The organism is Paenibacillus sp. FSL K6-1122 (assembly GCF_037977015.1).
Lineage (GTDB): Bacteria > Bacillota > Bacilli > Paenibacillales > Paenibacillaceae > Paenibacillus > Paenibacillus amylolyticus.
Window position 1 is genome coordinate 5,597,476 of sequence record NZ_CP150272.1, and the last position, 24,261, is coordinate 5,621,736.

Here is a 24,261-nt window from a genome sequence, read left to right on the forward strand (position 1 = left end):
CTGTCCTTTCCGTTTTCGTGTAAATAGTTAGTCGAACTTATATAGTGTATTAATAATTTTGACGCTCACGCTCTGCCAATTGTGTGAAGTCGGATGGCCAAGGGTCGTTCACTTCAATCATCGCTCCGGTTAACGGATGACTAAACTTAAGCATCTCTCCGTGAAGTGCTTGTCGCCCAATGGCATCCGCTCTACCACCATACAACGAATCACCAATGAGCGGGTGTCCCGCGTAACTCAGGTGTACACGAATTTGGTGTGTGCGTCCTGTATCCAGCTTTAATCGTACAAGGGTTGCTCTTTCCCACACTTCGACGGTCTCCACATGAGTAACAGCTTCCTGTCCACCTTCCGAGACACGTCTGCGCTGCTTGTGATGTCTATCCTTGCCAATCGGAGCATCAATTTTGTGGAGTTCAAGGGGAATTTGTCCACCTGCAATAGCTACATAATGGCGACCAATCTCTTTGCGACGCATCGCTTCATCCAATTTGGCGAGGGCAAAAGCATTTTTGGCATACAGGACAGGTCCGGTTGTATCCTCATCCAGTCGATGAACATGGCGTACGCTTGCCTGAATTCCGTTCATTTCATAATAAGAGGCAACCACATGATCCAGCGTGATGGCCTGATTGGCACGGTTTCCATCTGGATGCAGTTTCATGCCTGCCGGTTTGTGCATAACCAGACAGAAATCATCCTCATACAATACATCCACATCAGCCCAGCGTGGCTCAACATCGATTGGCTGGGACGCAAAAAGGGCCAGCCGAAGCCGGTCCCCTGCAAGTTGTATTCCTTGGTTTGCTTTTAACTGACGGAGCAGTTTCTCCGAAAACTGAAGTTCAGACAATAACCATTGCTCTGCGGCCATCGGTTTGTCCGAACTGCCTGTGACGGCTTTCCCTGGCATCAGCTCAAGCCATTCCCCGCGGCGTTTCCAACTTTTGATGGTCATAGCGATTGAAGAGCTTTACGATTCGCCTCAATCGTATCGTCAATATCCTGCTCCGTGTGCACACCAGAGACAAACATACCTTCGTATTGCGAAGGCGCAACACTCACACCTTGATCAATCATGGCCGCAAAATAACGACGGAATTGATCCAGATTGCTTTCTTTGGCAATATCATAATTGGTTACTGGAACGGCACTGAAGAATGGACAAACCATGGAACCCACACGGTTAATGGTTATCGCAACACCCGTCTCAGCTGCATTTTTCTCGAATCCGGCTTGCAGACGTGCAGACAATGTCTCCAGACGGTCATAGACCTCTGGTGTTAACAATTTGAGCGTGGTATACCCTGCTGCCATAGCCAGCGGATTTCCGCTCAGTGTACCTGCCTGATAGATCGGTCCTGTTGGAGCAATCTGTTCCATCAGATCCCGACGGCCACCATAAGCACCAACCGGGAGGCCGCCACCGATAACTTTACCCAGACAAGTCAGGTCAGGTGTAACCCCATATCGACCCTGAGCACAGTTCAACCCGACACGGAAACCGGTCATGACTTCGTCAAAAATAAGCAGGCTGCCATATTGGGTCGTCAAACTGCGCAGGCCTTCAAGGAAACCGGAAGCCGGAGGAACAACCCCCATGTTACCTGCCACAGGTTCCACAATAACAGCGGCCAGTTCTTCACCATAACGTTCAAAAGCAAGCTTCACGGACTCCAGATCGTTATAAGGTACCGTAATTGTATTCACAGCTACACCTTCAGGTACACCTGGACTATCCGGTAGACCCAGCGTTGCAACACCTGAACCCGCCTTAATCAGCAAGCTGTCCGCATGTCCATGATATGATCCTTCGAACTTCAGAATTTTACTGCGTCCGGTTACCCCGCGTGCCAGTCGAATGGCACTCATGGTTGCTTCCGTACCGGAATTAACCATCCGCACGATATCGATAGAAGGTACACGCTCACAGACCAGTTTTGCCATCTCGGTCTCCAGCAAGGTAGGCGCACCAAAGCTTGTTCCTTTGAGGGCTGTCTCACGCAAAGCTTCTACAACGTCAGGGTGTGCATGTCCCATAATGAGTGGGCCCCACGATCCCACATAGTCAATAAAAACATTGCCATCAATATCGTAGATTTTGGACCCTTCACCGCGTTCTGCATAGATCGGAGTAAGTCCCACCGATTTGAATGCGCGTACAGGGCTGTTCACACCCCCGGGTATGTACTGCTTCGCTTCCTCAAACGCGCTGCGTGAGCGCTCATCATTGCGACGATTACCTTGTTGTGCAGTCATGAATATCCTCCTCAATGTAATTTATTTTATTTCTCAGCCAACCAGCGTGAAGCGTCTTTTCCGTAGTAGGTAATGATCATATCTGCACCTGCGCGTTTCATGCTGAGCAGGATTTCCATGGCAACTTTTTTCTCATCGATCCAGCCTTGAATCGCCGCCGCCTTCACCATGGCATACTCGCCACTTACATTATAGGCAACAAGCGGAAGATCAAATTGATCCTTAATCGTACGCATGACATCAAGATAGGAAAGGGATGGTTTTACCATCAACATGTCCGCTCCTTCGAGCACATCTGTCTCTGCTTCACGCAAGGCTTCACGCGCGTTCGCCGGGTCCATCTGATATGACTTGCGGTCTCCGAATTGTGGTGTGGAATCCGCAGCTTCACGGAATGGACCATAGAATGCGGATGCATATTTAACAGAGTAAGACATGATCGGAATGTGACTGAATCCATTCTCATCCAGTCCCGTGCGGATCGCTTGTACAAATCCATCCATCATGTTGGATGGTGCAATAATGTCCGCTCCTGCTTTGGCTTGAGACACTGCCGTTTGCACAAGCAGATCCAGTGATTCGTCATTTAACACATCTCCGCAGATGTGACCGTCAATCTCCACGGTGTGTACCATACCGCAGTGACCGTGATCCGTGAATTCACACAGACAAGTATCCGCAACAACCAGCAGTTCTGGATACCAGGATTTGATCAATCTCGTTGCTTCCTGCACAATGCCATCTTCAGCGAAGCCAGATGAACCCACACTGTCCTTCGTCTCGGGAATACCAAACAATAACACGGCTGGAATTCCCAGCTCGGCAATTTCCGTTACTTCCTCCTGAAGACGATCCAGCGAGAAGCGGAATACGCCAGGCATGGATTTGATTTCAGATTTCACATTTTCTCCATACGTCACATAGATCGGTTGAATAAAGTCGTCCACGGTTAGATGGGTCTCTCTGACCATATTGCGAATACCTGTGGATTGGCGTAAACGGCGATGCCGTACAATTGGAAAACTCATACGAGTAAAACCTCCCTGAAAGTTAAATAGAGCAAAAAGGGAAGCGCGCTGGTATCCTATCGAATTCAGCACGCTTCATATGTTGACATGATTACATGTGTATTAATTTCGAAGAGCGCCTTCTTTGGTGCCTGTCCGTTTCCAGTCGCATAGCACTGTGATCAAGCTATCCATCGTTGCTTCCTCTGCCATCAGTGTAACCTTTAGTCCAGCGGCTTCTGCCGTTTTCGCTGTAACAGGCCCGATACACGCAACCTCCACATCTTTCAATAAAGGCAGTGGATCTTGCAACCCCATACGTTTCAACATACTCATGAAGTTGGTAACCGTCGATGAACTTGTAAAGGTTACCGCATGAATTCCACCTTCTTCAAGCAGCTTGAGCAGTTCATCATCATCCTCACCAGCAAGGATCGTATCGTAGGTGATGGCTTCGGTGACCTGAAGTCCTCGTTCTCTCAACTGATCACGTAACCACGTACGTGCCAGATCACCGTGCGGAAGCAATACTCTCTGACCTTCCTTCAATTCGCTTTCAAAAGCCTCAAGCATGCCTTCGGCCTGGAAAGGACCTTTGACAACTTCAGCTACGATGCCATGTTTGCGCAAAGCGTCCGCTGTGGAAGGTCCTACGGCAGTAATTCTCGCTTGATGAATCGAGCGAATATCCTTGCCTTCCTGTTCCAGATGGCGGAAGAAAAACTCCACGCCGTTCACACTTGTGAAAAACACCCAGTCATAGGTATTTAAAGCACTGAAGGCGTCTTTGACACTTTGCTTGGCAGATTCACTGGATGGCATGACCGTCTCAATAACCGGAAACTCATACGGTTCGCCGCCGAGTTCCTCAATGCGATTCACCAGTTCACTCGCCTGACTGCGAGCACGGGTTACCAGAATTCGTTTGCCAAACAGCGGCAGCGCTTCTGCCCATTTCAATTGTTCCCGCTGATTGACGACATCTCCCACCACAATAACAGCTGGTGGTTGGAAATTGGCTTCGATCACTTTCGCTTCTATATCCTCAAGGGTACCTGTAAGGGTATCCTGTTCCGCTCGTGTTCCCCAACGAATTAGAGCTACCGGTGTTTGCGCTGGACGACCATGACGAATCAATTGTTCGCTGATATATCCAATTTTGGCAACCCCCATCATAAATACAAGTGTGCCCGTTGCATTCGTCACTTTATCCCAATGGATACTGCGATCAAGCTTGTCCGGACTCTCGTGCCCCGTAATAATAGAGATGGAAGATGCATAGTCACGGTGAGTCACAGGAATTCCGGCATACGCAGGTACACTTATTGCAGCGGTAACCCCAGGTACAATCTCAAACGGAATTCCGTTTTTGTGCAGCAAACCCGCCTCTTCGCCCACGCGTCCAAAGATAGTTGGATCGCCGCCCTTAAGCCGAACCACAACCTTGCCTTCAAGAGCCAGATCAACCAACAGTTGATTGATCTCTTCCTGTTTCATCGTATGCCGATCCGGGCGCTTGCCCACGTAAATCTTGACTGCGCCGGGTTTCATTTGTTTCAACAATCTCGGACTTGCCAAACGATCATAGACTACAGCATCGGCTTTCCCGATGGATTCCCACCCTTTAACCGTAATCAGCTTTGCATCCCCAGGACCTGCCCCTACCAAAAAGACCTTTCCCACCATGTCTTCATCCCCTAACTTCTGCCAGTATCTGCTCTGCTCCCCGTTCGATCAATCTCCACGCCACTTCTTCACCCAGACGAACCGGGTCCTTGCCGATCATAGCTTCCTTAAGAATCAGTCCACCATCCGGCGTGCCGACCATACCTGTTAATTGTAACGTGTTTTCACCATTCAGGGAATCTGCATCTTGCTGAGGCACCCACACCGCATGAGCACCGATCGGAACCTGACAGCCCCCATTCAATACACTGAGAAAACGGCGTTCCGCCTGTACAGGAAATGCTGTCTCGGGATCGTTATACAGCTGTAGCAAGTGCAATAGTTCCTCATCGTCTTCACGACATTCGATACCAAGCGCGCCTTGACCCACTGCCGGAAGGCAAGCTGTTTCCGTCAAGTACTCTGTGATCCGGTCTTCCCAGCCCATACGGTACAATCCTGCAGCTGCCAGAATAATCGCATCGAATCCTTCGGTCTCCAGCTTCCGCAGACGGGAATCAATATTGCCGCGAATCGATTCCAATTGCAAATCTGGACGATAGGCCTTTAATTGACTCGATCGGCGCAGACTGCTTGTTCCGACTCTAGCTCCTTCTGGCAGTTGATCCAGAGTTAGTCCACCATTAGATATCAGCGCATCCCGTGGATCTGCACGACGGGGAATAGCACCATTGATTAATCCTTCGGGTAACTCGGAGGGCATATCCTTCATACTATGCACAGCCATATCAATGGTACGATCAAGCATCGCTTGTTCAATCTCTTTGACAAACAAACCTTTGCCGCCCACTTTTGACAACGTTACATCCAGAATGAGATCTCCCTTGGTAACAATCTTATGTACTTCAAAGTCAAAAGCTAATCCTTCCCGCTCACAAATATCGCGTAAATCCTGAATGACATGACCTGTCTGGGTTAGCGCAAGCGCGCTCTGTCTACTTCCAACTTTAATTGTACGCATATCTACACTTCCTCCTGATTACGGGATATCCAGTCCCCGATTTCTTCTTCGGTCCACCACCGAAAATGGCCTGTACGAATATCTTCTAATATGTTCATTTCAGTTAATTGCCGAAGCAACGTACTCCTGAGACTTGAAGAAGATACGCGTGACTTCACCTCAGTCCTCATCTGGTGCAAAAACTCAAGGTACGTCTCATACTCATCACCGAACTGTCGTTCGAGTGTGGCACGTATCTCCGCTGCTGCTGCCGGTCCCGCTCCTGCTGTGGATATCGCTATGCTTAATCTCCCACGCCTTACCACGCTTGGCGTAATAAAGCTGCTGTGCTCCGAAGACATTGCGTTATTCACCAATATGCCCGCAGCCCCCGCATCCCGAACCACAGTTGAATTGACCTCTGAATGGTCAGTCGCTGCATATACGAGAAAGGCCCCCCGCAAATCTCCATTGCGGTAGGACCGGTCTATCCATTGAATTCGGGATTCATGATGCAGTTGTTTTAATATGGGAGTAAGCTCCGGACTAATGACCGTAATCTGTGCCTCAGCATGCAGTAATCCCTTAATTTTACGTTCGGCAACACGTCCACCACCAACCACGCAGCATTTCTTGCCTGAAGTATTCACAAATATCGGCGTGTAACGGTCCATCCCCTTCACTCTCCCGTCCAACGATGAAACGCTGAATACGCATTGGATAAAAAACTTATAATGACAAATCCGTACCCAATCAGTGTCCATCTTGCCATGATAATTGTAGAGAACTGTTTCCTTCTCTTGGATACGAAGTACCCCACATAGATGGCTATAGCAAGACCTGTCGCAATAACTTTGAGATCCAAGAGTAGAATCCAGCGTCTTTCAGCCACAATGGATAATACGGCAAGCATCACAGAAACGCCAAGGAGCGGTGTACCTATGAAATTAGCACCATCCATGTATTTGCCGATCACTTCCAGGCTTGGCATCCGTCGCATCGTATCATTCCACTTTTTTTTCTTCAACTTACGGTGCAGGAACAGATATAACATGGCAAATACCGTAGCAACGGTTAACGCCGCAAAACCAAGATTCGCCAAGGTAATATGCATAATGAGTAATCCATGTACCGTTTGCCAGTTATGCAGTGATATCTCTCCGGCCGTAAACCACAGTCGGTTTAATACCGTAACGGAAAAACCTACAACATTCAGCAACAAAATCACAAATTCGGAACGCTGGATGCGAGTCATGACAAGAGACATCAGCACAATACTGAATGAAAATATAAACAAAAAATCAAAGGTGGTATAGATGGGGAAATGACCTTCAGTCCACATGCGCAATATGACATGCGTTACCTGCAATCCCCAAACAACGACAAGAAACCCTGTGCCTGTCCGCTTCGCCCCCGCATTGCGTCGAATGCAGTCCGAGAAATAGAACAGTAGGCTCAGGGCATACATATAGATTAGAGCTTCATAAACTTGTTCAGCAAGGGTCAAGCTGCCCACCCGCCTTATACGCCTGCCGGAGCATAAGCCGGCACGGGGTCTTGCCGGTTTTCGTTAAGGTGAGCGGCTGGTTTCGCCAGAGCTGTAGCATCACTCTGACTCACTTTTTCAGCGGCCATCTCTACTGCATCTTCGAGAGCGAAAATCTGAGTAAACATGCGCAGAGCTTCATCACCTTGCTTCGTGCCTGCCATTTCCTTAATCCGATTAATCGGATCTGTCGTCATTTGGTTCACAATACTCTTGGTCAAACGACGAATGACTTTACGTTGATGTTCATCCAGCTCAGGCAGCTTATTAAACAGGCTATCCATCGTTTCTTCATGAATGGAGACACCTTTTTCCTGCAAAGCCCGAATAACGGGACGAACACCCAACGTTTTGAGCCAATGGTAATAATCCTCCATCTCAAGCTCAATCATTCTCTCAATTTTGGCAGCTTCCACCTTACGCATCTCCAGGTTGCTCTCCACGATTCCTTCCAGATCATCAATGTCATAGAGAAATACGTTGGATAATTCACCAATCGCCGGATCAATATCGCGTGGAACCGCAATATCAATCAGGAACAATGGACGAGATTGACGACGCTTCATGCTCTCTCGTACCACTGCTGCATCCATGACATAACGTTCAGCTCCAGTGGAACTAATCACAATATCAACTTCATTAAGTCGATCTAGTGCCTGTTCCATGGTACAAGGTGTCCCCCGGAACTTGGCTGCCAATTCTTCAGCTCTTGCGAGCGTGCGATTCGCCACGATGACCTCGGATGCCCCGTTGGCATAGAGATGTTTCACGGTTAGTTCACTCATCTTGCCGGCACCCAAAATGAGCACCTTCTTGTCTGTGAACATGCCAAAAATCCTCTTACCGAGTTCAACAGCAGCATAACTGACAGATACGGCGCTCTCCCCGATGGAAGTCTCCGAATGTGCCCGTTTGCCCAGCGTAACAGCCTGTTTGAACAGCATATTAAACCAGGTACCTGTTGATTTCTCTTCCTGCGCTTTAAGAAAAGCCTGTTTCACCTGTCCAAGAATCTGAGTCTCACCGATGACCATGGAATCTAGTCCGCAGATGACGCGGAACAAATGGCGCATGGCTTGATCATCTTCATATATATATAAGTGTTGCGTAAATTCTTCCCGTGGTACGTTAAACCATTGTTCCATGAATGTTCGAATAAAATAACCACACATGTGAAGACGGTCCACCACAACATACAACTCGGTACGGTTACATGTGGCTACGATTACACCTTCCAATACACTCTTGGTCAGCTTGAGCTGCTGCAGCGCTTCAGACAAATCCTTTTCTGCAAATGTGAATCGTTCCCTAACCTCTACAGGCGCCGTGCGATAATTCAAACCAACGACAACGATGTGCATTGCAAGTTCACCTGCCTAATAAATTTCCAATCAAAGTGCTTACTGCATATGTCTATCCATTTATGATTGACAAGGTTAATTATATCACACATCATAGCCATGACCGGGTCATTTTTATGAAATGTTTATGAAATCACCATGTTCATCATCATATGCACTGTCATTTATTGTAGTGTCTCACCAAAGTTCACCGTTATGCGTTAAAAAGTGCCGATTATGAATATTCATAACGATACGCATATTAAAACAAATAGCCATGGAATTATTCCATGACTATTAGAGTTTGGGAGGTTATGTGTCCATCCCGATATGTGAACATTGTGTATGCAATATACTTTTTATTTAAACCCGTTCAGTCTGGTTGTTCATGTCTGGTGTTTCAACTTGCAATTCGCCCAAACCACGTACCAACTTCTTTGCATACGTTGTTTCAGGCTTTAATACGGATACCAGGTAGTCAATAGCAAGCTGTGGATCTACAGTCTCCCCACATGTGTAACAATCAATCGCTGCAAAACCTCTCTCAGGATACGTATGAATGGAGAGATGGCTCTCAGACAATAGTACAAGTACGGTCGCTCCCTGTGGATCAAACTGCTTGGACTGTACGGACATCACTGTCGCGCCACATGCCTCCGCTGCTTCAACCATTTGGGCTTCCAGATACTCTGCATTGTTCAGTAGATTAAAGTCGACACCCCAAGTATCAACAGCAACGTGTCTTCCGAAAGTTGAATATTCCATCCTTCGGTTCCCCCTTCCTAGGAATAAAATGTTTGAAAAATTTCATCCGCTAGGACCTACGTCATTCACTTCCCGAGGGAAAAATCTCTCGCAACATATAATGTCCTGAGTGAATCCTGGTTCCTATATTGTTTTCAACGAGATTAAAAATAACATTGAATCAGAGTGAAATCAACCCTTTTCCAGAATATTGTAAAATAAATATTTCCAATTCGGAATATTCGATCTCACATCAAAAAATTCCCCTGAAACCTCCACATTGGCGAGTGCCACTGCACGGAAGATACAAGGGAATTCATTATATACATATACGTTTATAAACATACAATTTTAAGCTAATAAGCTTCAAGCTCAAACAACCGTTTTTGATGACGAGCAAGGGTCTCATCAATCTGATGGAGCTGATCAGCAGTCGCATCTTTTCTAGTGTCCAGTAGTGAATCGATCTCGGCATACACACGGTTGATTTCGCGTTCTACATCTCTGGCCTGGAACAGATGTTGCAATTCAAGCAACGTATTTTTGTATTCATAGATCACTCGGGTGTTCTCCCCGGTCTTCTCCACAATTTTGCGGACAGTGCCTTGAGCATAAACATACGTCATGGTGAACCCTTTATAGATCCGATGAACGACCCCGTCACCCTTAAAAGTCACAAAGAGCTTCCGGACAACGTTGGTCAGATGCAGATTCACCAGGCGGCAAGATAATTCACAGATATAAAACCCTTCTATGCGGTCAAAAGGGAAATGCACTTCTTCTCCACTTACATCCCCCAGCACAACCTCCTGACAACCATTGTCCAACACCTTAACCCGGTGATGAAGCCTGCCGTCTTCTGTCATGCGCAAAAACTGATGCATCTGGGGTTCTGACAATTTCATAGTGGCCTTAACGTACTCTGTGGCTAACCGCTGAGCCATACAAATCCCTCAATTCTTTCCCGATTGTTTTGCCTTCCTGCACATGTAGCAGTCATCTCAAAATTCTTCAGGCCGGCATGGCCGGTAATTTTGGTACTGTTGGCAATATGCACCTATGCTCATTATACACTACCCTAACGTTATTTTTCTCCAGACCCAGATGATGAATTCTCACGAAATTCCTTAAAAAACCGGATTAATCTGGATCTCATCAAAGATTCATTTAGCATGCTCACTTTCCTGCACTAAAACGGTATACTATCTCGGTTATCCGTTAATTCCGTTGGTTTCTTCCTCATCAGAAGCACCCTCTGCATCCAGCACTGGTGCATACTTATCTATGCGGGCATGGCGGGTAATGATGTCCCATAACTCTTCTTTCCCCAATCCCTCTTCGGATGAAAACGGCACAAACAAATCCCCTGAACGAAGACCCAGTGATTCCTTAATGACTTTGATATATTTGGCTCTGCGTGTTTTTGGAATCTTGTCCATCTTGGTTGCTACGACAACCAAAGGCAGTCCATTATGACGAAGCCATTCATTCATCATCTTGTCCTCCTTGGACGGTTCATGTCTCATATCCACCATCTGCATAACCAGTTTCAATTCTTCGCGTCCCAACAAATATTTCTCCATCATTTTGCCCCAGGCAAAGCGTTGCTCTTTGGAAACTTTAGCGTACCCATATCCCGGGAAATCGACGAAGTAGAGATCCTGATTAATTTTATAATAGTTGAGTTGCTGTGTCTTACCCGGTGTTGAGCTCGTCCGAGCCAAATTTTTACGATTAATCAAACGGTTGATCAGGGAAGATTTTCCCACATTGGAGCGTCCCGCCAAAGCAATCTCTGGCAGACCGTCCTCGGGGTATTGTTCAGGCCGAACGGCACTGATAATAAATTCAGATTGATTTACTTTCATATTGTATCTTTCCTCTCTTGAACGCCTGTGCTATGCATCACCTGTTGAAGGTATTATGCCATGGATTGTTCTATCATACCAAAAAAACCGTTCCAGCGGACGCCGAAGCCTCCGCAGAACGGTCTACTCTTCATACGAACCTTTCGGATACATGGATTACAGGTGAATTCCTGTCTGCTCAACAAGTGCATGCTGCAATACCTGATCCATATGGGCTACAGGGACAAACTCCACATCTTCCTTGATGCTGTCTGGAATGTCACGCAGGTCCCGTTCGTTATCCTTAGGCAATAATATTTTTTTATAGCCGGCACGATGGGCTGCCAGTGATTTCTCTTTCAGACCACCAATCGGCAACACACGTCCACGCAGTGTTATTTCACCAGTCATCGCGATATCCTTGGACACATGTTTGTTCGTCAAGGCTGAGATTAACGCTGTTGCCATCGTAATCCCGGCAGATGGACCATCCTTCGGAATCGCTCCTTCCGGAACGTGGATATGGATATCGTTCTTCTCATGGAAGTCAGGCGAAATTCCAAGCTGTGTAGCTTTGGAACGGGTGTAACTGAATGCGGCTTGTGCCGATTCCTTCATGACATCCCCCAGTTTACCTGTGAGAGTCAATTTACCTGTTCCAGGCACAACAGTCACTTCAATGATAAGGGTATCTCCACCCACTTCAGTCCACGCCAGACCCGTTACGGTACCAATCTGATCTTCCAGTTCGGCCATACCATAACGGAACTTGCCAGGTCCAAGGTAGTCTTTGATCTCATCGGATGAGATGTTAATCTGACCTTCCACACCAGATACGATGTTCTTGGCAGCTTTCCGGCACAACGAAGCCATCTGCTGTTCCAGATTACGCACACCTGACTCCCGTGTATATTCACGAATTACACGCAACAACGCGTCATCCGGGATTTCCAATTGCTCTTCTTCCAAACCATGGTCCTGCTTCTGTTTGGGCAACAAATAGTTTTTCGCAATTTGTTGCTTCTCCAGTTCCGTATAACCAGGGATGTTGAGCATTTCCATCCGATCCAGCAATGGACGCGGAATATTGTGTACCGTGTTGGCAGTTGTTATAAACATAACGTTGGATAAGTCAAACGGCAATTCTACAAAATGATCACTAAACGTATTATTTTGTTCCGGATCAAGTACCTCAAGTAACGCTGCAGAAGGATCTCCGCGGAAATCTGAAGCCATCTTATCAATCTCGTCCAGCAGGAATACCGGATTAAGTGACCCTGCCGTTTTCATCCCCTGGATGATACGTCCAGGCATAGCGCCGACATAGGTGCGTCGGTGACCACGAATCTCAGCTTCATCCCGCACGCCGCCAAGAGATATTCTTACAAACTCCCGACCTAGCGATCTCGCGATCGAACGAGCAAGTGATGTTTTACCGACCCCTGGAGGTCCAACCAGACAGAGAATTGGTCCTTTGAGCTTCTTGACGAGCTTCTGGACAGCCAGATATTCAAGTACACGTTCTTTGGGCTTTTCCAGTCCGTAATGATCTGCATTGAGCACATCTTCGGCTTTTTGGATATCCAGATCATCCGCTGTCATCTGACTCCAAGGAAGGCCAAGCAGCCAATCCACGTAGTTGCGAATAACTCCGCCCTCGGCTGAACTTGCAGGCATTTTCTCCAGTCGATCAATTTCTTTCTCGACCTTTTCTTTCACCTTGTCCGGCAAGCCGAGTTCTTCCATCTGAGTGCGAAGTTCCTCGACCTCACCCGCACGGCCTTCTTTTTCACCCAGTTCTTTCTGGATCGCTTTCATCTGCTCGCGCAAATAATATTCCTTCTGCGTTTTCTCCATCTGTTTCTTCACACGTTGGCTGATCTTGCGTTCAAGCTCCAGCACTTCGCGCTCATTGTTCAGGATATCCAGTAATTTCTCCAGACGTTCCCGAACGTCGATGGTCTCCAGAATTTCCTGTTTATCCTTGATCTTCAAGGACAGGTGACTCGTGATAACATCGGCCAGACGCCCTGGTTCTTCGATGTCAGACACCGCTGCGAGTGTCTCTGGTGTGACTTTTTTGGACAGATTAATATAATTCTCGAACTGGTTCAGAACAGTACGCATCAAGGCATCCGTCTCCGGATGGGTATTCTCCTCTTCAGGCAGCTCTTTAGCCAGTACTTCATAATATTCCTCGTTGTCCGTATATTCAATAATTTCAGCCCGTTCCAAGCCTTCAACGAGTACACGAATCGTACCGTTCGGAAGCTTCAGCATCTGTCTGACCTTGGCCACGGTTCCGATTCTGAAAATGTCCTCTTGTGTTGGTTCTTCAATATTTACTTCGGCTTGGGAACATAGGAGAATCAGATGTTCTTCTACCATCGCTTTTTCTAAAGCCTTGACCGATTTCTCCCGGCCCACATCGAGATGCAGTACCATACTCGGGTAGACGAGAAGTCCTCTTAAAGGCAGTAAAGGAAAACGACGACCTTTCGCTTTGCTCGGTCCCATCGCTTTCGCACCTCCAATGGCTCTCAGGTTGTAGTCATTCATTATTCTATCAAATGTTCACATAAAAAACCAATGAAGGGAAGCGCTTAGCAGCTTCCCGAATCTGTAACCTGTCCTGGACGAGGCACGTCCGCACGCAAATAGGAAGCGGATGCCGGTGGAAAAATCTCCGGTGCAGGTGCAACTGTCTCCTCTGCAAGCTTCGTTTGTTCCATTTGTTGTGATTCCGGAACCCAGGCGAACACTTCACGGAATACGTCCTGTACCGTATCTACCGGGATAACGCGCAAGCCATCCAGATTCTCAAAAATGGACTGCCAGTTCTCCGCGGGAATAATAACGGTCTTCGCTCCAGCCTGAAAGGCAGCCTCCACCTTGGCTAGCACGCCACCGATAGGCTTAACCCGACCATGAATACTGATCTCGCCAGTCATCGCTGTCTCATGATCCACAGGACGCCTCTGAATGGCTGATGTAATGGCAGTCGCCATGGCAATCCCGGCGGATGGACCATCAATAGGTGTCCCACCTGGGAAATTCACGTGTAAATCGTAATCATTCGGACGAATACCCATGGCTTTTAATACGGTTAACACATTTTCAACCGAGCCTTTGGCCATACTTTTTCGCCGGAGTGTACGCGAACCGCCTCCAATCTCTTCTTCATCCACAACGCCTGTAATGTTTATTCGGCCTTGATCTTTAAGAGCCGGAACAGCAGATACTTCGATCTCCAAAATGGTTCCCATATTCGGTCCATATACCGCCAAGCCGTTAACAAAACCCACCTGTGGCTCTGAAGGGACCTTCCGGTCAGGCCGTGGCTGAATCTGACTGCTACCCGCCACCCACTCCACATCAGATGCCTGAAGCGTCTCACGCTTCTCTGTCAGCGCAAGTCCAGCAGCCAGCTGGATGATATTGACCGCTTCACGTCCATTGGTTGCATATCGCTTGACCACATCAACGGCATCCGGACATGGACTGAACCCTATTTTCTGAACAGCATCCTCTGCAATTCGCCCAATCTCCTCAGGCAACAAAGGACGGAAATAAACTTCCATGCAGCGGGAACGCAGAGCTGGTGGCAGTTCATGAGGCGAACGTGTCGTTGCTCCAACAAGGCGGAAATCGGCCGGCAGGCCATTTTGAAAAATATCGTGGATATAAGCAGGAGTATGCGTGTCTTCCGAGTTATAGTACGCACTCTCCAAAAACACCTTGCGATCCTCCAACACTTTCAACAGCTTATTCATCTGAATCGAATGCAATTCACCAATCTCATCAATAAAAAGCATTCCCCCATGCGCTTTCGTGACAGCGCCCGGTTTCGGTTGGGGAATACCTGCAACGCCCATGGCTCCTGCTCCCTGATATATCGGATCGTGGACCGAACCAATTAAGGGGTCCGCAATACCACGCTCATCAAAACGAGCTGTTGTTGCATCCAACTCCGTGAATTTCGCGTCTGGCTTGAAAGGCGATGTTGGATTCTTCTTAGCCTCTTCCAAAACGACCCTTGCCGCGGCTGTCTTCCCGACTCCGGGAGGGCCATAAATGATAACATGTTGCGGATTAGCACTGCACAAAGCAGCTTTAAGGGCACGCAGCCCGTCTTTTTGCCCAACAATATCGTTAATGGTAGCTGGACGCGTCTTCTCCGACAACGGCTTGGTGAGTGAGATCGAACGCAGCTTGCGCAGCTTCTCCAGTTCCTTGCGAGATTCACGCTCAACGGCACTGCGGTTTGTTTTCTGACCACGCAGCAGGTTCCAGAAATACAAACCAATCACCACTCCAAAAAATAACTGAATCAACATGATGACCATACCAAATTCCATGTCTTCACATCCTCCTATTTTGTCGCTATTCTCATATGAGATCATGCTAATACTTGGTAGTATAGCCTTTTCAACGCGACGTAAACGGGCGATGCGGAATTTGTATGCGAGAAAATAAAAAGCCCGCCATCGCTGGCGAGCTTTTGCTGTAACAAGATATGAATCAATCAGTGCGAACGACCAGGAATAACACCTGTCTCTTCGTAGGCTTCGACGATTTTGTCGATCTCTTTTTTTAATTCCTCAACCATGATTTCTTCAGGCACTTTACGAATCATCTTACCATGACGGAACAAGAGACCTTCTCCACGAGCACCGGCAATTCCGATATCCGCTTCTTTGGCCTCACCTGGACCATTAACCGCACAACCCAACACCGATACTTTAATCGGCACCTTCAGTTTGGAGATATACTCTTCCACTTCGTTGGCAATGGAGAACAGGTCGATGTCCAAACGTCCACACGTTGGGCAGGAGATCAATGTGGCTGCATTTGTAATAAGTCCAAATGTTTTGAGCAGATCACGAGCGACCTTAATTTCTTCTACCGGGTCCGCACTCAGTGAGATCCGCATCGTTGAACCAATACCCATGGACAATAGAGCTCCCATACCTGCGGAGCTTTTGATTGTACCGGAGAACAGTGTACCTGCTTCGGTAATCCCGAGATGCAACGGATACGGAATGATTTGAGCTGCTTTGGTATACGCCTCAATTGCCATCGGCACATCTGATGCTTTGAGAGACACGATGATATCATGGAAATCAAGCTCTTCCAAAATACCAATGTGATACAATGCACTTTCTACCATAGCATCTGCCGTAGGATACCCATACTTCTCAAGGAGATGGTTTTCCAAAGAACCCGCATTTACTCCAATCCGAATCGGAATGCCGCGGTCTTTACAAGCCTTAACCACTTCTTCCACTTTGGCACGTTTACCGATGTTACCTGGATTAATCCGAACTTTATCGATGCCGTTCTCAATCGCAAGTAAAGCCAGCTTATAGTTGAAATGAATGTCCGCTACGAGCGGTATATTAATGCGTTTTTTGATTTCCTTGATGGCTGCGGCAGCTTCCTCATTATTCACCGTTACACGTACCACTTGACAGCCCGCTTCTTCCAGTCGCAGAATCTCTGCAACCGTTGCTTCAACGTCTGCCGTTTTGGTTGTACACATACTTTGGATAATGACTTCGTTACTGCCACCGATCGTTACGTTTCCCACTTTCACGGGACGTGTATCCTGTCTTAAATACATGAGTGATTTCTCTCCCCACAACGTCAAAGCTCCACCCTGACAGAGACAAGAATTCGCCTTCTGCCAAAGTGGAGAACTGACAAGTCTATATTTCAGAGTTCAACGGGATTGAGGCCTATATCAGGCGCTCTCTTCCTGCTTATCGTCCTTCGATTGGCTTAGTTCAGGCACGACTCTTTTCTCAACAACTTCTTCGGTAATGACACAGTTCGTAACATCTTCACGTGAAGGCACTTCATACATGATTTCCAGCATGATACCTTCAATGATGGCACGCAATCCACGTGCACCTGTGTTACGTTTAATTGCTTCTTTTGCAATCGCAAGCAATGCAGCTGGTTCAAAGACCAGATTCACATTATCCAGCTCAAGCAGTTTTTGGTACTGTTTGGTAAGCGCGTTTTTTGGTTCGGAAAGAATCCGTACCAGCGTATCTTCATCCAGCGGCTCCAAAGTGGAGATGACTGGCAGACGGCCTACAAATTCCGGAATCAGACCAAATTTCAGCAAATCTTCCGGCAATACCATACCCAGGTATTCACCTGGTTTCAGATCTTTTTGCTCAGAAACGGTATTAAAGCCAATGACTTTTTTACCGATCCGGCGTTTGATCATTTGCTCCAGACCATCAAAGGCACCGCCGCAAATGAACAGGATGTTTGTTGTATCGATCTGAATGAATTCTTGATGAGGGTGTTTACGACCACCTTGTGGTGGTACAGAAGCCACAGTTCCTTCAAGAATTTTCAAGAGAGCCTGTTGCACACCTTCGCCCGATACATCACGAGTAATGGATGGGTTTTCGGATTTACGCGCTACTTTATCAATCTCATCGATATAAATAATGCCACGCTCTGCTTTTTCCACATCATAATCAGCAGCTTGAATCAGTTTGAGCAGGATGTTCTCTACATCCTCACCCACATAACCCGCTTCTGTTAATGACGTAGCATCCGCAATAGCAAAAGGAACATTCAAAATTTTTGCCATCGTTTGCGCAAGCAACGTTTTACCAGAACCTGTTGGCCCTAACAGCAAAATGTTACTCTTTGACAATTCAACGTCTTCAATTTTGCTTTGTGTGTTGATCCGTTTGTAGTGATTATACACCGCAACAGACAATGATTTTTTCGCTTGTTCCTGCCCAATAACATATTGATCCAGAATATTACGAATTTCTTTTGGTTTCGGAATATCTTTCAGGTCTACTTCTTCATCATGACCAAGTTCTTCCTCAACGATTTCGGTGCAAAGTTCGATACATTCATCACAGATGTACACGCCTGGTCCAGCGACCAACTTGCGTACCTGCTCCTGAGATTTACCGCAAAAAGAGCATTTCAACTGCCCTTTCTCATCGTTAAATTTAAACATGAAACCACCCCTTTAGGAATTGATCGGTCTACTGAGCACCTGGTCAATAATGCCGTACGTCTTAGCTTCTTCAGCGCTCATGAAGAAGTCACGGTCGGTATCCCGCTCAATTTTCTCAAGAGGCTGACCCGTACGATCGACGTATATTTGATTCAGTTTCTGACGTGTTTTAATAATCCATTCTGCGTGTATCTTAATATCCGCAGCCTGTCCTTGAATGCCGCCAAGCGGCTGATGAATCATTACTTCGCTATTTGTCAGCGCATATCTCTTGCCAGGTGCACCGGCTGTCAGCAATAACGAGCCCATGCTTGCTGCCATCCCTACGCAAATGGTAGATACATCCGGCTTGATAAATTGCATCGTATCGTATATACCCATCCCTGCGGTGACAGAACCACCAGGTGAGTTAATGTACAAGCTGATATCCTTCTCAGGATCGTCGGCTGCCAAAAACAAAAGCTGTGCTATGACAAGATTGGCTACATCGTCATCAATCGCACTGGTTAGAAAGATAATGCGATCTTTCAGCAAACGTGAATATATATCGTAAGACCGCTCGCCTCGATTGGTTTGTTCTATAACCATTGGCACCAGACTCATGAGACCAACCTCTTTTCTACATGTAATTAGACATAGGCCACCTGTAAAGCAAACCCAAATTCATTCTAACACTTTCCTGTGACAATGTCATTTTTCACAAGAGGGGTGAGACATCAATTTGTTTACTTTTTTAGCCTGATCATATTTAACCATGTTTTCTATGTATGTGCAAATTGAAGCCATCCTATGCCGTCTTGCCGTTTTTTATTTGCATGAAGTACATAGGTATGTAAAAAGTGTACGCGGATCAATAAAATTAGTGTTCATCCATATAATTACTTCATTTTCTATAAAATGGATGTCATAATTTAAAAATAAGGCACGCAATAATTCACGTGCCTTATCGTTTATTCAACTGACAAGTTGATAACAGCTTGTCTTATTTTTCGTCAGCTTCTGCAACAACTTCTTCAGCTGGAGCTTCAACCGGTTCAACAACTGTGCTGTTCTCAAGGAGAACGTCAATCGTTTTACGCAGTTTAACTTCATCGCGAAGGCTGTCCAAGGAACCATTACCTTCGAGGATGCCACGGATCTCATCAGCAGGACGCTTGTAAGATTCAGCCATTTTCTCGAGTTCTTGATTCACTTCTTCGTCAGATACTTCAATGTTTTCCGCTTTACCTACAGCTTCAAGCACCAGGTTGTTGCGAACACGTTTGGAAGCATCTTCTTGCATTTGCCCTCTCAGGTCAGCTTGAGTCTGGCCAGAGAAGCTCAGGAACATTTCAAGGTTCATACCTTGGTTACGCAGACGGTTGTCGAAATCACGCATCATGTTTTGTACTTCGCTCTCAACCATTGCAGCAGGAATGTCCACTTCAGCGTTTTCAGCCACTTTTTCTACAACTGCATTTTCTTGTGCAGCTTTGGTTTCGTCAGCTTTGCGGGATTCCAATTGTGTTTTCAGGTCAGCTTTGTACTCTTCAAGTGTGTCGAATTCGCTAACATCTTTAGCAAACTCATCATCCAATGCAGGAAGTTGTTTGCGTTTGATTTCGTGAATTTTCACTTTGAATACCGCTTGTTTGCCAGCAAGTTCTGCTGCATGGTAGCTCTCTGGGAAAGTCACTTCTACGTCTTTGAAGTCACCTGTGGACAGACCCACAACTTGCTCTTCAAATCCAGGAATGAATGTGTTGGAACCCAGTTCCAGGGAATAACGCTCAGCTTGTCCACCTTCGAAAGGTACACCATCAACGGAACCGTCGAAGTCGATTACTGCAACGTCGCCGTTAGCAGCGGAACCTTCGTCGATTACAACGAGTTCAGCGTGACGTTGTTGAAGACGCTCAAGTTCTTCAGTCACTTCTGCTTCAGTTACTTCACCTTTTGCTACAGCAACTTCGATTCCTTTGTACTCACCAAGAGTAACTTCAGGTTTCACAGTTACTTTTGCTTTGAACTTGAATGTTTGTCCTTTAGCAAATTGTTCAACATCTACGTCAGGACGATCAACCGGGAAGATATCCGTTTGGTCGATTGCTTCTGTATAAGCTTCAGGAAGCAAAATGTCGATTGCTTCTTGATAAAGGCTCTCTACACCAAAACGTGCTTCGAAAATGGAACGTGGTACTTTACCTTTACGGAATCCAGGTACGTTTGCTTGTTTAACCACTTTATTAAAAGCTTTGTCGAGTGCTGCAGTTACACGATCTGCATCCACTTCAACCTCAAGAACCCCAAGGTTCTTCTCTATCTTTTCCCAAGTTGCTTTCATTGTATACTTTCCCCTCCAAAATTCACATGTTCACGTAGGCAATCACGTACAAAATAACCATTTTAGTATAAACAAGATTAGATTCTTTTTCAAGGGGAATCCCTTGATACAGTTTAAGGAAAACGTTTCCGGCCTCGATTAACCATCCAAACCGGCAGATACAAACTGTTTCATAGAACGATAAGCCTGCTCCAGTCGAAAGCGCATCGCGCCTGTCACAGCATACATTGAGCGGGTATTTTCCTCATCATGCGAACCACCTAGACTGTCTGCAACGGTCATATGTAGAGCTGCTGCCCATATATCTGTCATGGAATCATTTTCTTCCAGCATCGATACATAATCACGGGTTCCATACACTGCCATGACATATTGTATCCACAGTTCCTGGGCAAAATAAAAGAGCGTAGGTTCATGAACCTCCGTCTGATCTGCCACTCGTTCCAGAATCTGAACGATTTGGAGCGGGAATTCCTCTGGTCTAAGAGGCACGGTGTCGATCTCGACTTCAACCTGCTCTTCGCCTCTCGTAAACAGGATCATACCTCGAACACCTCGTCGACGCAAGGTTTGCAACACCCGAAATTGAAGCAGAGGGTGAAGCGACTTATCTTTTAACCAACTGGTAAGTGCCTCGTCAATCTTCGGTAGATCAAGATAGGCCAGCTGCTCCAAAGCCAGCATCGTCTGTTCAGACAGCGGCTCTTCCATTACTGTGCGAAGCATCTTATCAGCATAACCATCATCCTGTTCAAGCTTCATTCGGGCATGCTGCCGTGCCATGTCTTCCTCACTAATCTCTTCTTCCTCTTCTCGTTCTTCAAGAACGGCAGGCGAGGTTTCTTCATATTGAGGAAACGCAGCCTGAAGCCATTCGAGCAGAGCCCGCCATTCATCATAGTGGCGCTCTTCCTGTCCCTGACATTGCAGCAAAAAGTGAAGCAATTTCATCGCTTCACCATACCGTTCATTTTCAAGCATAACTGTCAATTGAATCTGGTAATAGTCCAGCGTCTTAGGAAACAGCACAATATTGTTGTTATGCTCGGTTTCCGGGGTCGTGGATTCCTTAATGGGAGCACCTCCTCTATATCCTGAATCTCCAGTCGGAATCAACATAAATAGATGTATATATTAAAACGATTGTTGATCTATTTTCTGAGTTCTCCTGATATTCTAACATAACCTTAAATATAATGAAAAAAACGTTACTGCCGCCAAATATCATATACGAAAAATAGTTTGAAATAAAATGCTTGATATTCCTGTATGCATATGATAAAATCAATTTTGCTTGAAAAAATTCATGTCTCAGTAGCTCAGCTGGATAGAGCAACGCCCTTCTAAGGCGTCGGTCGGGGGTTCGAATCCCTCCTGGGACGTATAAAAAGAAGCTTCCTTCGGGAAGCTTTTTTTGCGTTCAGGGGATGAGAAACCCAAAGGTTCGTCGGAGCATTGGGTTCGTTAGCACCACTTCGCAGTCTCGACTGCAAGGAGAGTATCCCTCCTGGGACGTATTAGAAAGAGGCTTCCTTCGGGAAGCTTTTTTTGCGTTCTAGGGATGAGAACCCCAACGGTTCGTCGGAGCATTCGCTTCGTTAGCACCACTTCGCAGTCTCGACTGCAAGGAGAGTATCCCTCCTGGGACGTATTAGAAAGAGGCTTCCTTCGGGAAGCTTTTTTTGCGTTCAGGGGATGAGAACCCCAATGGTTCGTCGGAGCATTCGCTTCGTTAGCACCACTTCGCAGTCTCGACTGCAAGGAGAGTATCCCTCCTGGGACGTATTAAAAGAAGCTTCCTTCGGGAAGCTTTTTTTGTGTTCTGGGGATGAGAACCCCAACGGTTTGTCGGAGCATTCGCTTCGTTACATGCTCTATGTCGCTGTATTGGAGCGCCCGCATTTGATCACTCTATAAGCAACACGTTGAAGTATCGATGTTCTAACGAACATAGGACACTTTATTTGCTCCAAATTCAGCATTGTGGAATTCTAACGAATCTTAGAGAACTTATTTCACCATTCTGGGGTATTAACTCACTTATTCGCACTTCGTAGCCTGATTAACGTCGCTGAGGTTCGTTAGAATCTGAAAATAGCGGTTTTACCCATTATAAGACCTCGTGGATTCGTTAGAGTTCACAGGGGAGTCAAGGCACCCATTGTCGATTGGGTGTTTTTTCATTTCATTGCTCAATATTGACATAGAATGTTATGCTTACCCAGTGGGTAATGTAACAATCCATACATATTAACTTCTTAGGAAACAGGAGATTTTATCAATGTCATCTTCAATACAGCAACACTCATCTATCCATACCGAGGAAGAACATTCTTCGACATCCAAAAGATTCGGCCTGTTATTAGCAGGCATTATCGTCATCGCCGCTACCATGAGGTCACCGATCACTGCAACGGGTCCCGTTGTGGAGATGATCCGCTCAGATACAGGTATCGGCCATACAATGGTCGGGCTTCTGACCTCACTTCCTTTGCTCGCCTTTGCAGCAGTCTCTCCTTTTGCACCACGACTTGCCAAGCGGTTAGGACTCGAATCTGCTCTGCTATTGGCTGTTATGATCGTAACCATTGGGGTGGCATTACGCTTGTTGCCTTCCGTTCTCTCCTTATATGCAGGAACCGCAATTTTGGGGTGCGGCATTGCATTAAGCAACGTGCTTTTGCCAAGTTTGATCAAACGTGATTTCCCATTGCGGGTAGGTATCGTCACCGGATTATACTCTGTATCCATGAATATATTTGGCGCCATCGCCTCAGGTGTGAGTGTGCCCGTAGCAGGAGCCACATCTATGGGTTGGCGTGCTTCGTTAGGCATGTGGGCCTTGTTGTCCATATTGGCGCTTCTCTTGTGGCTCCCCCAGATCGCCGCAGGACGTCAGCGAATGTTATTCATAGCCACACAGAGTGAAGGGACACCTGTACGTCTACGGACCTCTTCCCTGGCCTGGTTCATTACTTTATTTATGGGTCTTCAATCTCTAATATTCTATACAACGATTACCTGGCTTCCCGAGATTCTCGCTGAGCAAGGATTCAGCCCCACCTCAGCAGGGTGGATGCTCTCCCTGATGCAGATGGTTAGTGTACCAGCTACCTTTATCGTTCCAATCCTCGCCGGCCGAACGCGAGATCAGCGTGTTCTAACCGCGATAACGTGCTCTTCTTTAATTGTCGGGTATGCTTTATTGTTAAGTGGCATCGCTTCGCTCGTTACCATTGGTGTCACGTTGGCAGGAATAGGCGCTGGAGCTTCATTTGGCATGGTAACGATGTTCTTCGTCCTTCGCACAAAAGATGCCAGACAAGCTGCGAGCCTGTCCGGGATGGCCCAATCCTTCGGATATATGCTGGCCGCAGTTGGACCTCTACTGTTCGGTATGCTTCATGACTGGACAAAAGGATGGTCCCTGCCGTTGCTAATACAGGTCATTCTGGCCATCGCTTTGTTAATCGCAGGGATTCAAGCCAGCAAAAATAGGATGATCGGTTAATCATATAATTCATTTATAAAAAAACAAAACGGCCCCCATCCTGCAAATCAGGATGGAGGCC

19 protein-coding genes and 1 tRNA gene are annotated in these 24,261 nt (G+C 46.7%); 2 read left to right on the forward strand and 18 right to left on the reverse strand.

Features of this window, described 5'->3' with window-relative positions; genetic code table 11:
• Positions 1-49 precede the first annotated feature (49 nt).
• From NSQ20_RS25100 to NSQ20_RS25185, 18 genes are all read right to left on the reverse strand, one after another.
• Positions 50-958, reverse strand: coding sequence for an RluA family pseudouridine synthase (locus NSQ20_RS25100; RefSeq protein WP_340031087.1), 909 nt, complete (start codon positions 956-958; stop codon positions 50-52).
• On the reverse strand, positions 955-2,259 hold the full coding sequence (gene hemL / locus NSQ20_RS25105; protein WP_076216944.1) for a glutamate-1-semialdehyde 2,1-aminomutase: 1,305 nt from the start codon (positions 2,257-2,259) through the stop codon (positions 955-957). Before hemL ends, NSQ20_RS25100 begins: the two co-directional genes overlap by 4 nt.
• Before the next feature lie 26 nt (positions 2,260-2,285).
• A complete protein-coding gene (gene hemB, locus NSQ20_RS25110) occupies positions 2,286-3,287 on the reverse strand; it encodes a porphobilinogen synthase (protein WP_340031088.1) in 1,002 nt (333 codons plus the stop codon).
• A gap of 102 nt (positions 3,288-3,389) precedes the next feature.
• A complete protein-coding gene (gene cobA, locus NSQ20_RS25115) occupies positions 3,390-4,952 on the reverse strand; it encodes a uroporphyrinogen-III C-methyltransferase (protein WP_036605897.1) in 1,563 nt (520 codons plus the stop codon).
• Between the two features lie 4 nt (positions 4,953-4,956).
• Positions 4,957-5,913, reverse strand: a complete 957-nt coding sequence (gene hemC / locus NSQ20_RS25120; RefSeq protein WP_036605896.1) for a hydroxymethylbilane synthase — start codon at positions 5,911-5,913, stop codon at positions 4,957-4,959.
• Positions 5,914-5,915: 2 nt separating this feature from the next.
• Positions 5,916-6,566 carry a bifunctional precorrin-2 dehydrogenase/sirohydrochlorin ferrochelatase gene (locus tag NSQ20_RS25125; protein WP_340031089.1) on the reverse strand — a complete coding sequence of 217 codons (651 nt, stop codon included), beginning with the start codon at positions 6,564-6,566 and terminating at the stop codon, positions 5,916-5,918.
• Positions 6,567-6,571: 5 nt separating this feature from the next.
• Positions 6,572-7,360 (reverse strand): cytochrome c biogenesis protein CcsA, encoded by a 789-nt coding sequence (gene ccsA, locus NSQ20_RS25130; RefSeq protein WP_047841339.1) that lies wholly within the window; start codon positions 7,358-7,360, stop codon positions 6,572-6,574.
• 53 nt (positions 7,361-7,413) lie between these two features.
• A complete protein-coding gene (gene hemA / locus NSQ20_RS25135) occupies positions 7,414-8,799 on the reverse strand; it encodes a glutamyl-tRNA reductase (protein ID WP_036605893.1) in 1,386 nt (461 codons plus the stop codon).
• A 342-nt stretch (positions 8,800-9,141) separates the two neighbouring features.
• Complete coding sequence (gene speD / locus NSQ20_RS25140; protein ID WP_340031090.1) at positions 9,142-9,543, reverse strand: adenosylmethionine decarboxylase; 402 nt, start codon at positions 9,541-9,543, stop codon at positions 9,142-9,144.
• 335 nt (positions 9,544-9,878) lie between these two features.
• Complete coding sequence (locus tag NSQ20_RS25145) at positions 9,879-10,466, reverse strand: hypothetical protein (protein WP_036605891.1); 588 nt, start codon at positions 10,464-10,466, stop codon at positions 9,879-9,881.
• Positions 10,467-10,733: 267 nt separating this feature from the next.
• Positions 10,734-11,390, reverse strand: a complete 657-nt coding sequence (yihA, locus tag NSQ20_RS25150) for a ribosome biogenesis GTP-binding protein YihA/YsxC (RefSeq protein ID WP_036605890.1) — start codon at positions 11,388-11,390, stop codon at positions 10,734-10,736.
• A gap of 156 nt (positions 11,391-11,546) precedes the next feature.
• Positions 11,547-13,886 carry an endopeptidase La gene (gene lon, locus NSQ20_RS25155; protein WP_036605889.1) on the reverse strand — a complete coding sequence of 780 codons (2,340 nt, stop codon included), beginning with the start codon at positions 13,884-13,886 and terminating at the stop codon, positions 11,547-11,549.
• 86 nt (positions 13,887-13,972) lie between these two features.
• A complete protein-coding gene (gene lonB, locus NSQ20_RS25160; RefSeq protein ID WP_340031091.1) occupies positions 13,973-15,727 on the reverse strand; it encodes an ATP-dependent protease LonB in 1,755 nt (584 codons plus the stop codon).
• A gap of 167 nt (positions 15,728-15,894) precedes the next feature.
• A complete protein-coding gene (ispG, locus tag NSQ20_RS25165) occupies positions 15,895-16,992 on the reverse strand; it encodes a flavodoxin-dependent (E)-4-hydroxy-3-methylbut-2-enyl-diphosphate synthase (protein ID WP_017692591.1) in 1,098 nt (365 codons plus the stop codon).
• Between the two features lie 120 nt (positions 16,993-17,112).
• Positions 17,113-18,366 carry an ATP-dependent protease ATP-binding subunit ClpX gene (clpX, locus tag NSQ20_RS25170; RefSeq protein ID WP_036605887.1) on the reverse strand — a complete coding sequence of 418 codons (1,254 nt, stop codon included), beginning with the start codon at positions 18,364-18,366 and terminating at the stop codon, positions 17,113-17,115.
• A gap of 12 nt (positions 18,367-18,378) precedes the next feature.
• On the reverse strand, positions 18,379-18,969 hold the full coding sequence (gene clpP, locus NSQ20_RS25175) for an ATP-dependent Clp endopeptidase proteolytic subunit ClpP (protein WP_036605886.1): 591 nt from the start codon (positions 18,967-18,969) through the stop codon (positions 18,379-18,381).
• 379 nt (positions 18,970-19,348) lie between these two features.
• Positions 19,349-20,689, reverse strand: coding sequence for a trigger factor (gene tig / locus NSQ20_RS25180; protein ID WP_340031092.1), 1,341 nt, complete (start codon positions 20,687-20,689; stop codon positions 19,349-19,351).
• A 138-nt stretch (positions 20,690-20,827) separates the two neighbouring features.
• Positions 20,828-21,670 (reverse strand): hypothetical protein, encoded by an 843-nt coding sequence (locus NSQ20_RS25185; protein ID WP_340033060.1) that lies wholly within the window; start codon positions 21,668-21,670, stop codon positions 20,828-20,830.
• 327 nt (positions 21,671-21,997) lie between these two features.
• Between NSQ20_RS25185 and NSQ20_RS25190 the strand changes: the two genes are divergently transcribed.
• A tRNA-Arg gene (locus NSQ20_RS25190) sits at positions 21,998-22,071 on the forward strand.
• A gap of 899 nt (positions 22,072-22,970) precedes the next feature.
• Positions 22,971-24,200, forward strand: a complete 1,230-nt coding sequence (locus NSQ20_RS25195; protein WP_340031093.1) for an MFS transporter — start codon at positions 22,971-22,973, stop codon at positions 24,198-24,200.
• Positions 24,201-24,261: the final 61 nt, after the last annotated feature.

Bases quoted from the DNA above. Each gene is read 5' to 3' on its own strand.
- hemB (WP_340031088.1), bottom strand. From the start codon at position 3,287: ATGAGTTTTCCAATTGTACGGCATCGCCGTTTACGCCAATCCACAGGT.
- clpP (WP_036605886.1), bottom strand. From the start codon at position 18,969: ATGAGTCTGGTGCCAATGGTTATAGAACAAACCAATCGAGGCGAGCGG.
- NSQ20_RS25125 (WP_340031089.1), bottom strand. From the start codon at position 6,566: ATGGACCGTTACACGCCGATATTTGTGAATACTTCAGGCAAGAAATGC.
- ispG (WP_017692591.1), bottom strand. From the start codon at position 16,992: ATGTATTTAAGACAGGATACACGTCCCGTGAAAGTGGGAAACGTAACG.
- speD (WP_340031090.1), bottom strand. From the start codon at position 9,543: ATGGAATATTCAACTTTCGGAAGACACGTTGCTGTTGATACTTGGGGT.
- NSQ20_RS25145 (WP_036605891.1), bottom strand. From the start codon at position 10,466: ATGGCTCAGCGGTTAGCCACAGAGTACGTTAAGGCCACTATGAAATTG.
- yihA (WP_036605890.1), bottom strand. From the start codon at position 11,390: ATGAAAGTAAATCAATCTGAATTTATTATCAGTGCCGTTCGGCCTGAA.
- NSQ20_RS25185 (WP_340033060.1), bottom strand. From the start codon at position 21,670: ATGCTTGAAAATGAACGGTATGGTGAAGCGATGAAATTGCTTCACTTT.
- ccsA (WP_047841339.1), bottom strand. From the start codon at position 7,360: ATGTATGCCCTGAGCCTACTGTTCTATTTCTCGGACTGCATTCGACGC.
- NSQ20_RS25100 (WP_340031087.1), bottom strand. From the start codon at position 958: ATGACCATCAAAAGTTGGAAACGCCGCGGGGAATGGCTTGAGCTGATG.
- hemC (WP_036605896.1), bottom strand. From the start codon at position 5,913: ATGCGTACAATTAAAGTTGGAAGTAGACAGAGCGCGCTTGCGCTAACC.
- hemL (WP_076216944.1), bottom strand. From the start codon at position 2,259: ATGACTGCACAACAAGGTAATCGTCGCAATGATGAGCGCTCACGCAGC.
- lon (WP_036605889.1), bottom strand. From the start codon at position 13,886: ATGGGACCGAGCAAAGCGAAAGGTCGTCGTTTTCCTTTACTGCCTTTA.
- hemA (WP_036605893.1), bottom strand. From the start codon at position 8,799: ATGCACATCGTTGTCGTTGGTTTGAATTATCGCACGGCGCCTGTAGAG.
- tig (WP_340031092.1), bottom strand. From the start codon at position 20,689: ATGAAAGCAACTTGGGAAAAGATAGAGAAGAACCTTGGGGTTCTTGAG.
- cobA (WP_036605897.1), bottom strand. From the start codon at position 4,952: ATGGTGGGAAAGGTCTTTTTGGTAGGGGCAGGTCCTGGGGATGCAAAG.
- clpX (WP_036605887.1), bottom strand. From the start codon at position 18,366: ATGTTTAAATTTAACGATGAGAAAGGGCAGTTGAAATGCTCTTTTTGC.
- NSQ20_RS25195 (WP_340031093.1), top strand. From the start codon at position 22,971: ATGTCATCTTCAATACAGCAACACTCATCTATCCATACCGAGGAAGAA.
- lonB (WP_340031091.1), bottom strand. From the start codon at position 15,727: ATGGAATTTGGTATGGTCATCATGTTGATTCAGTTATTTTTTGGAGTG.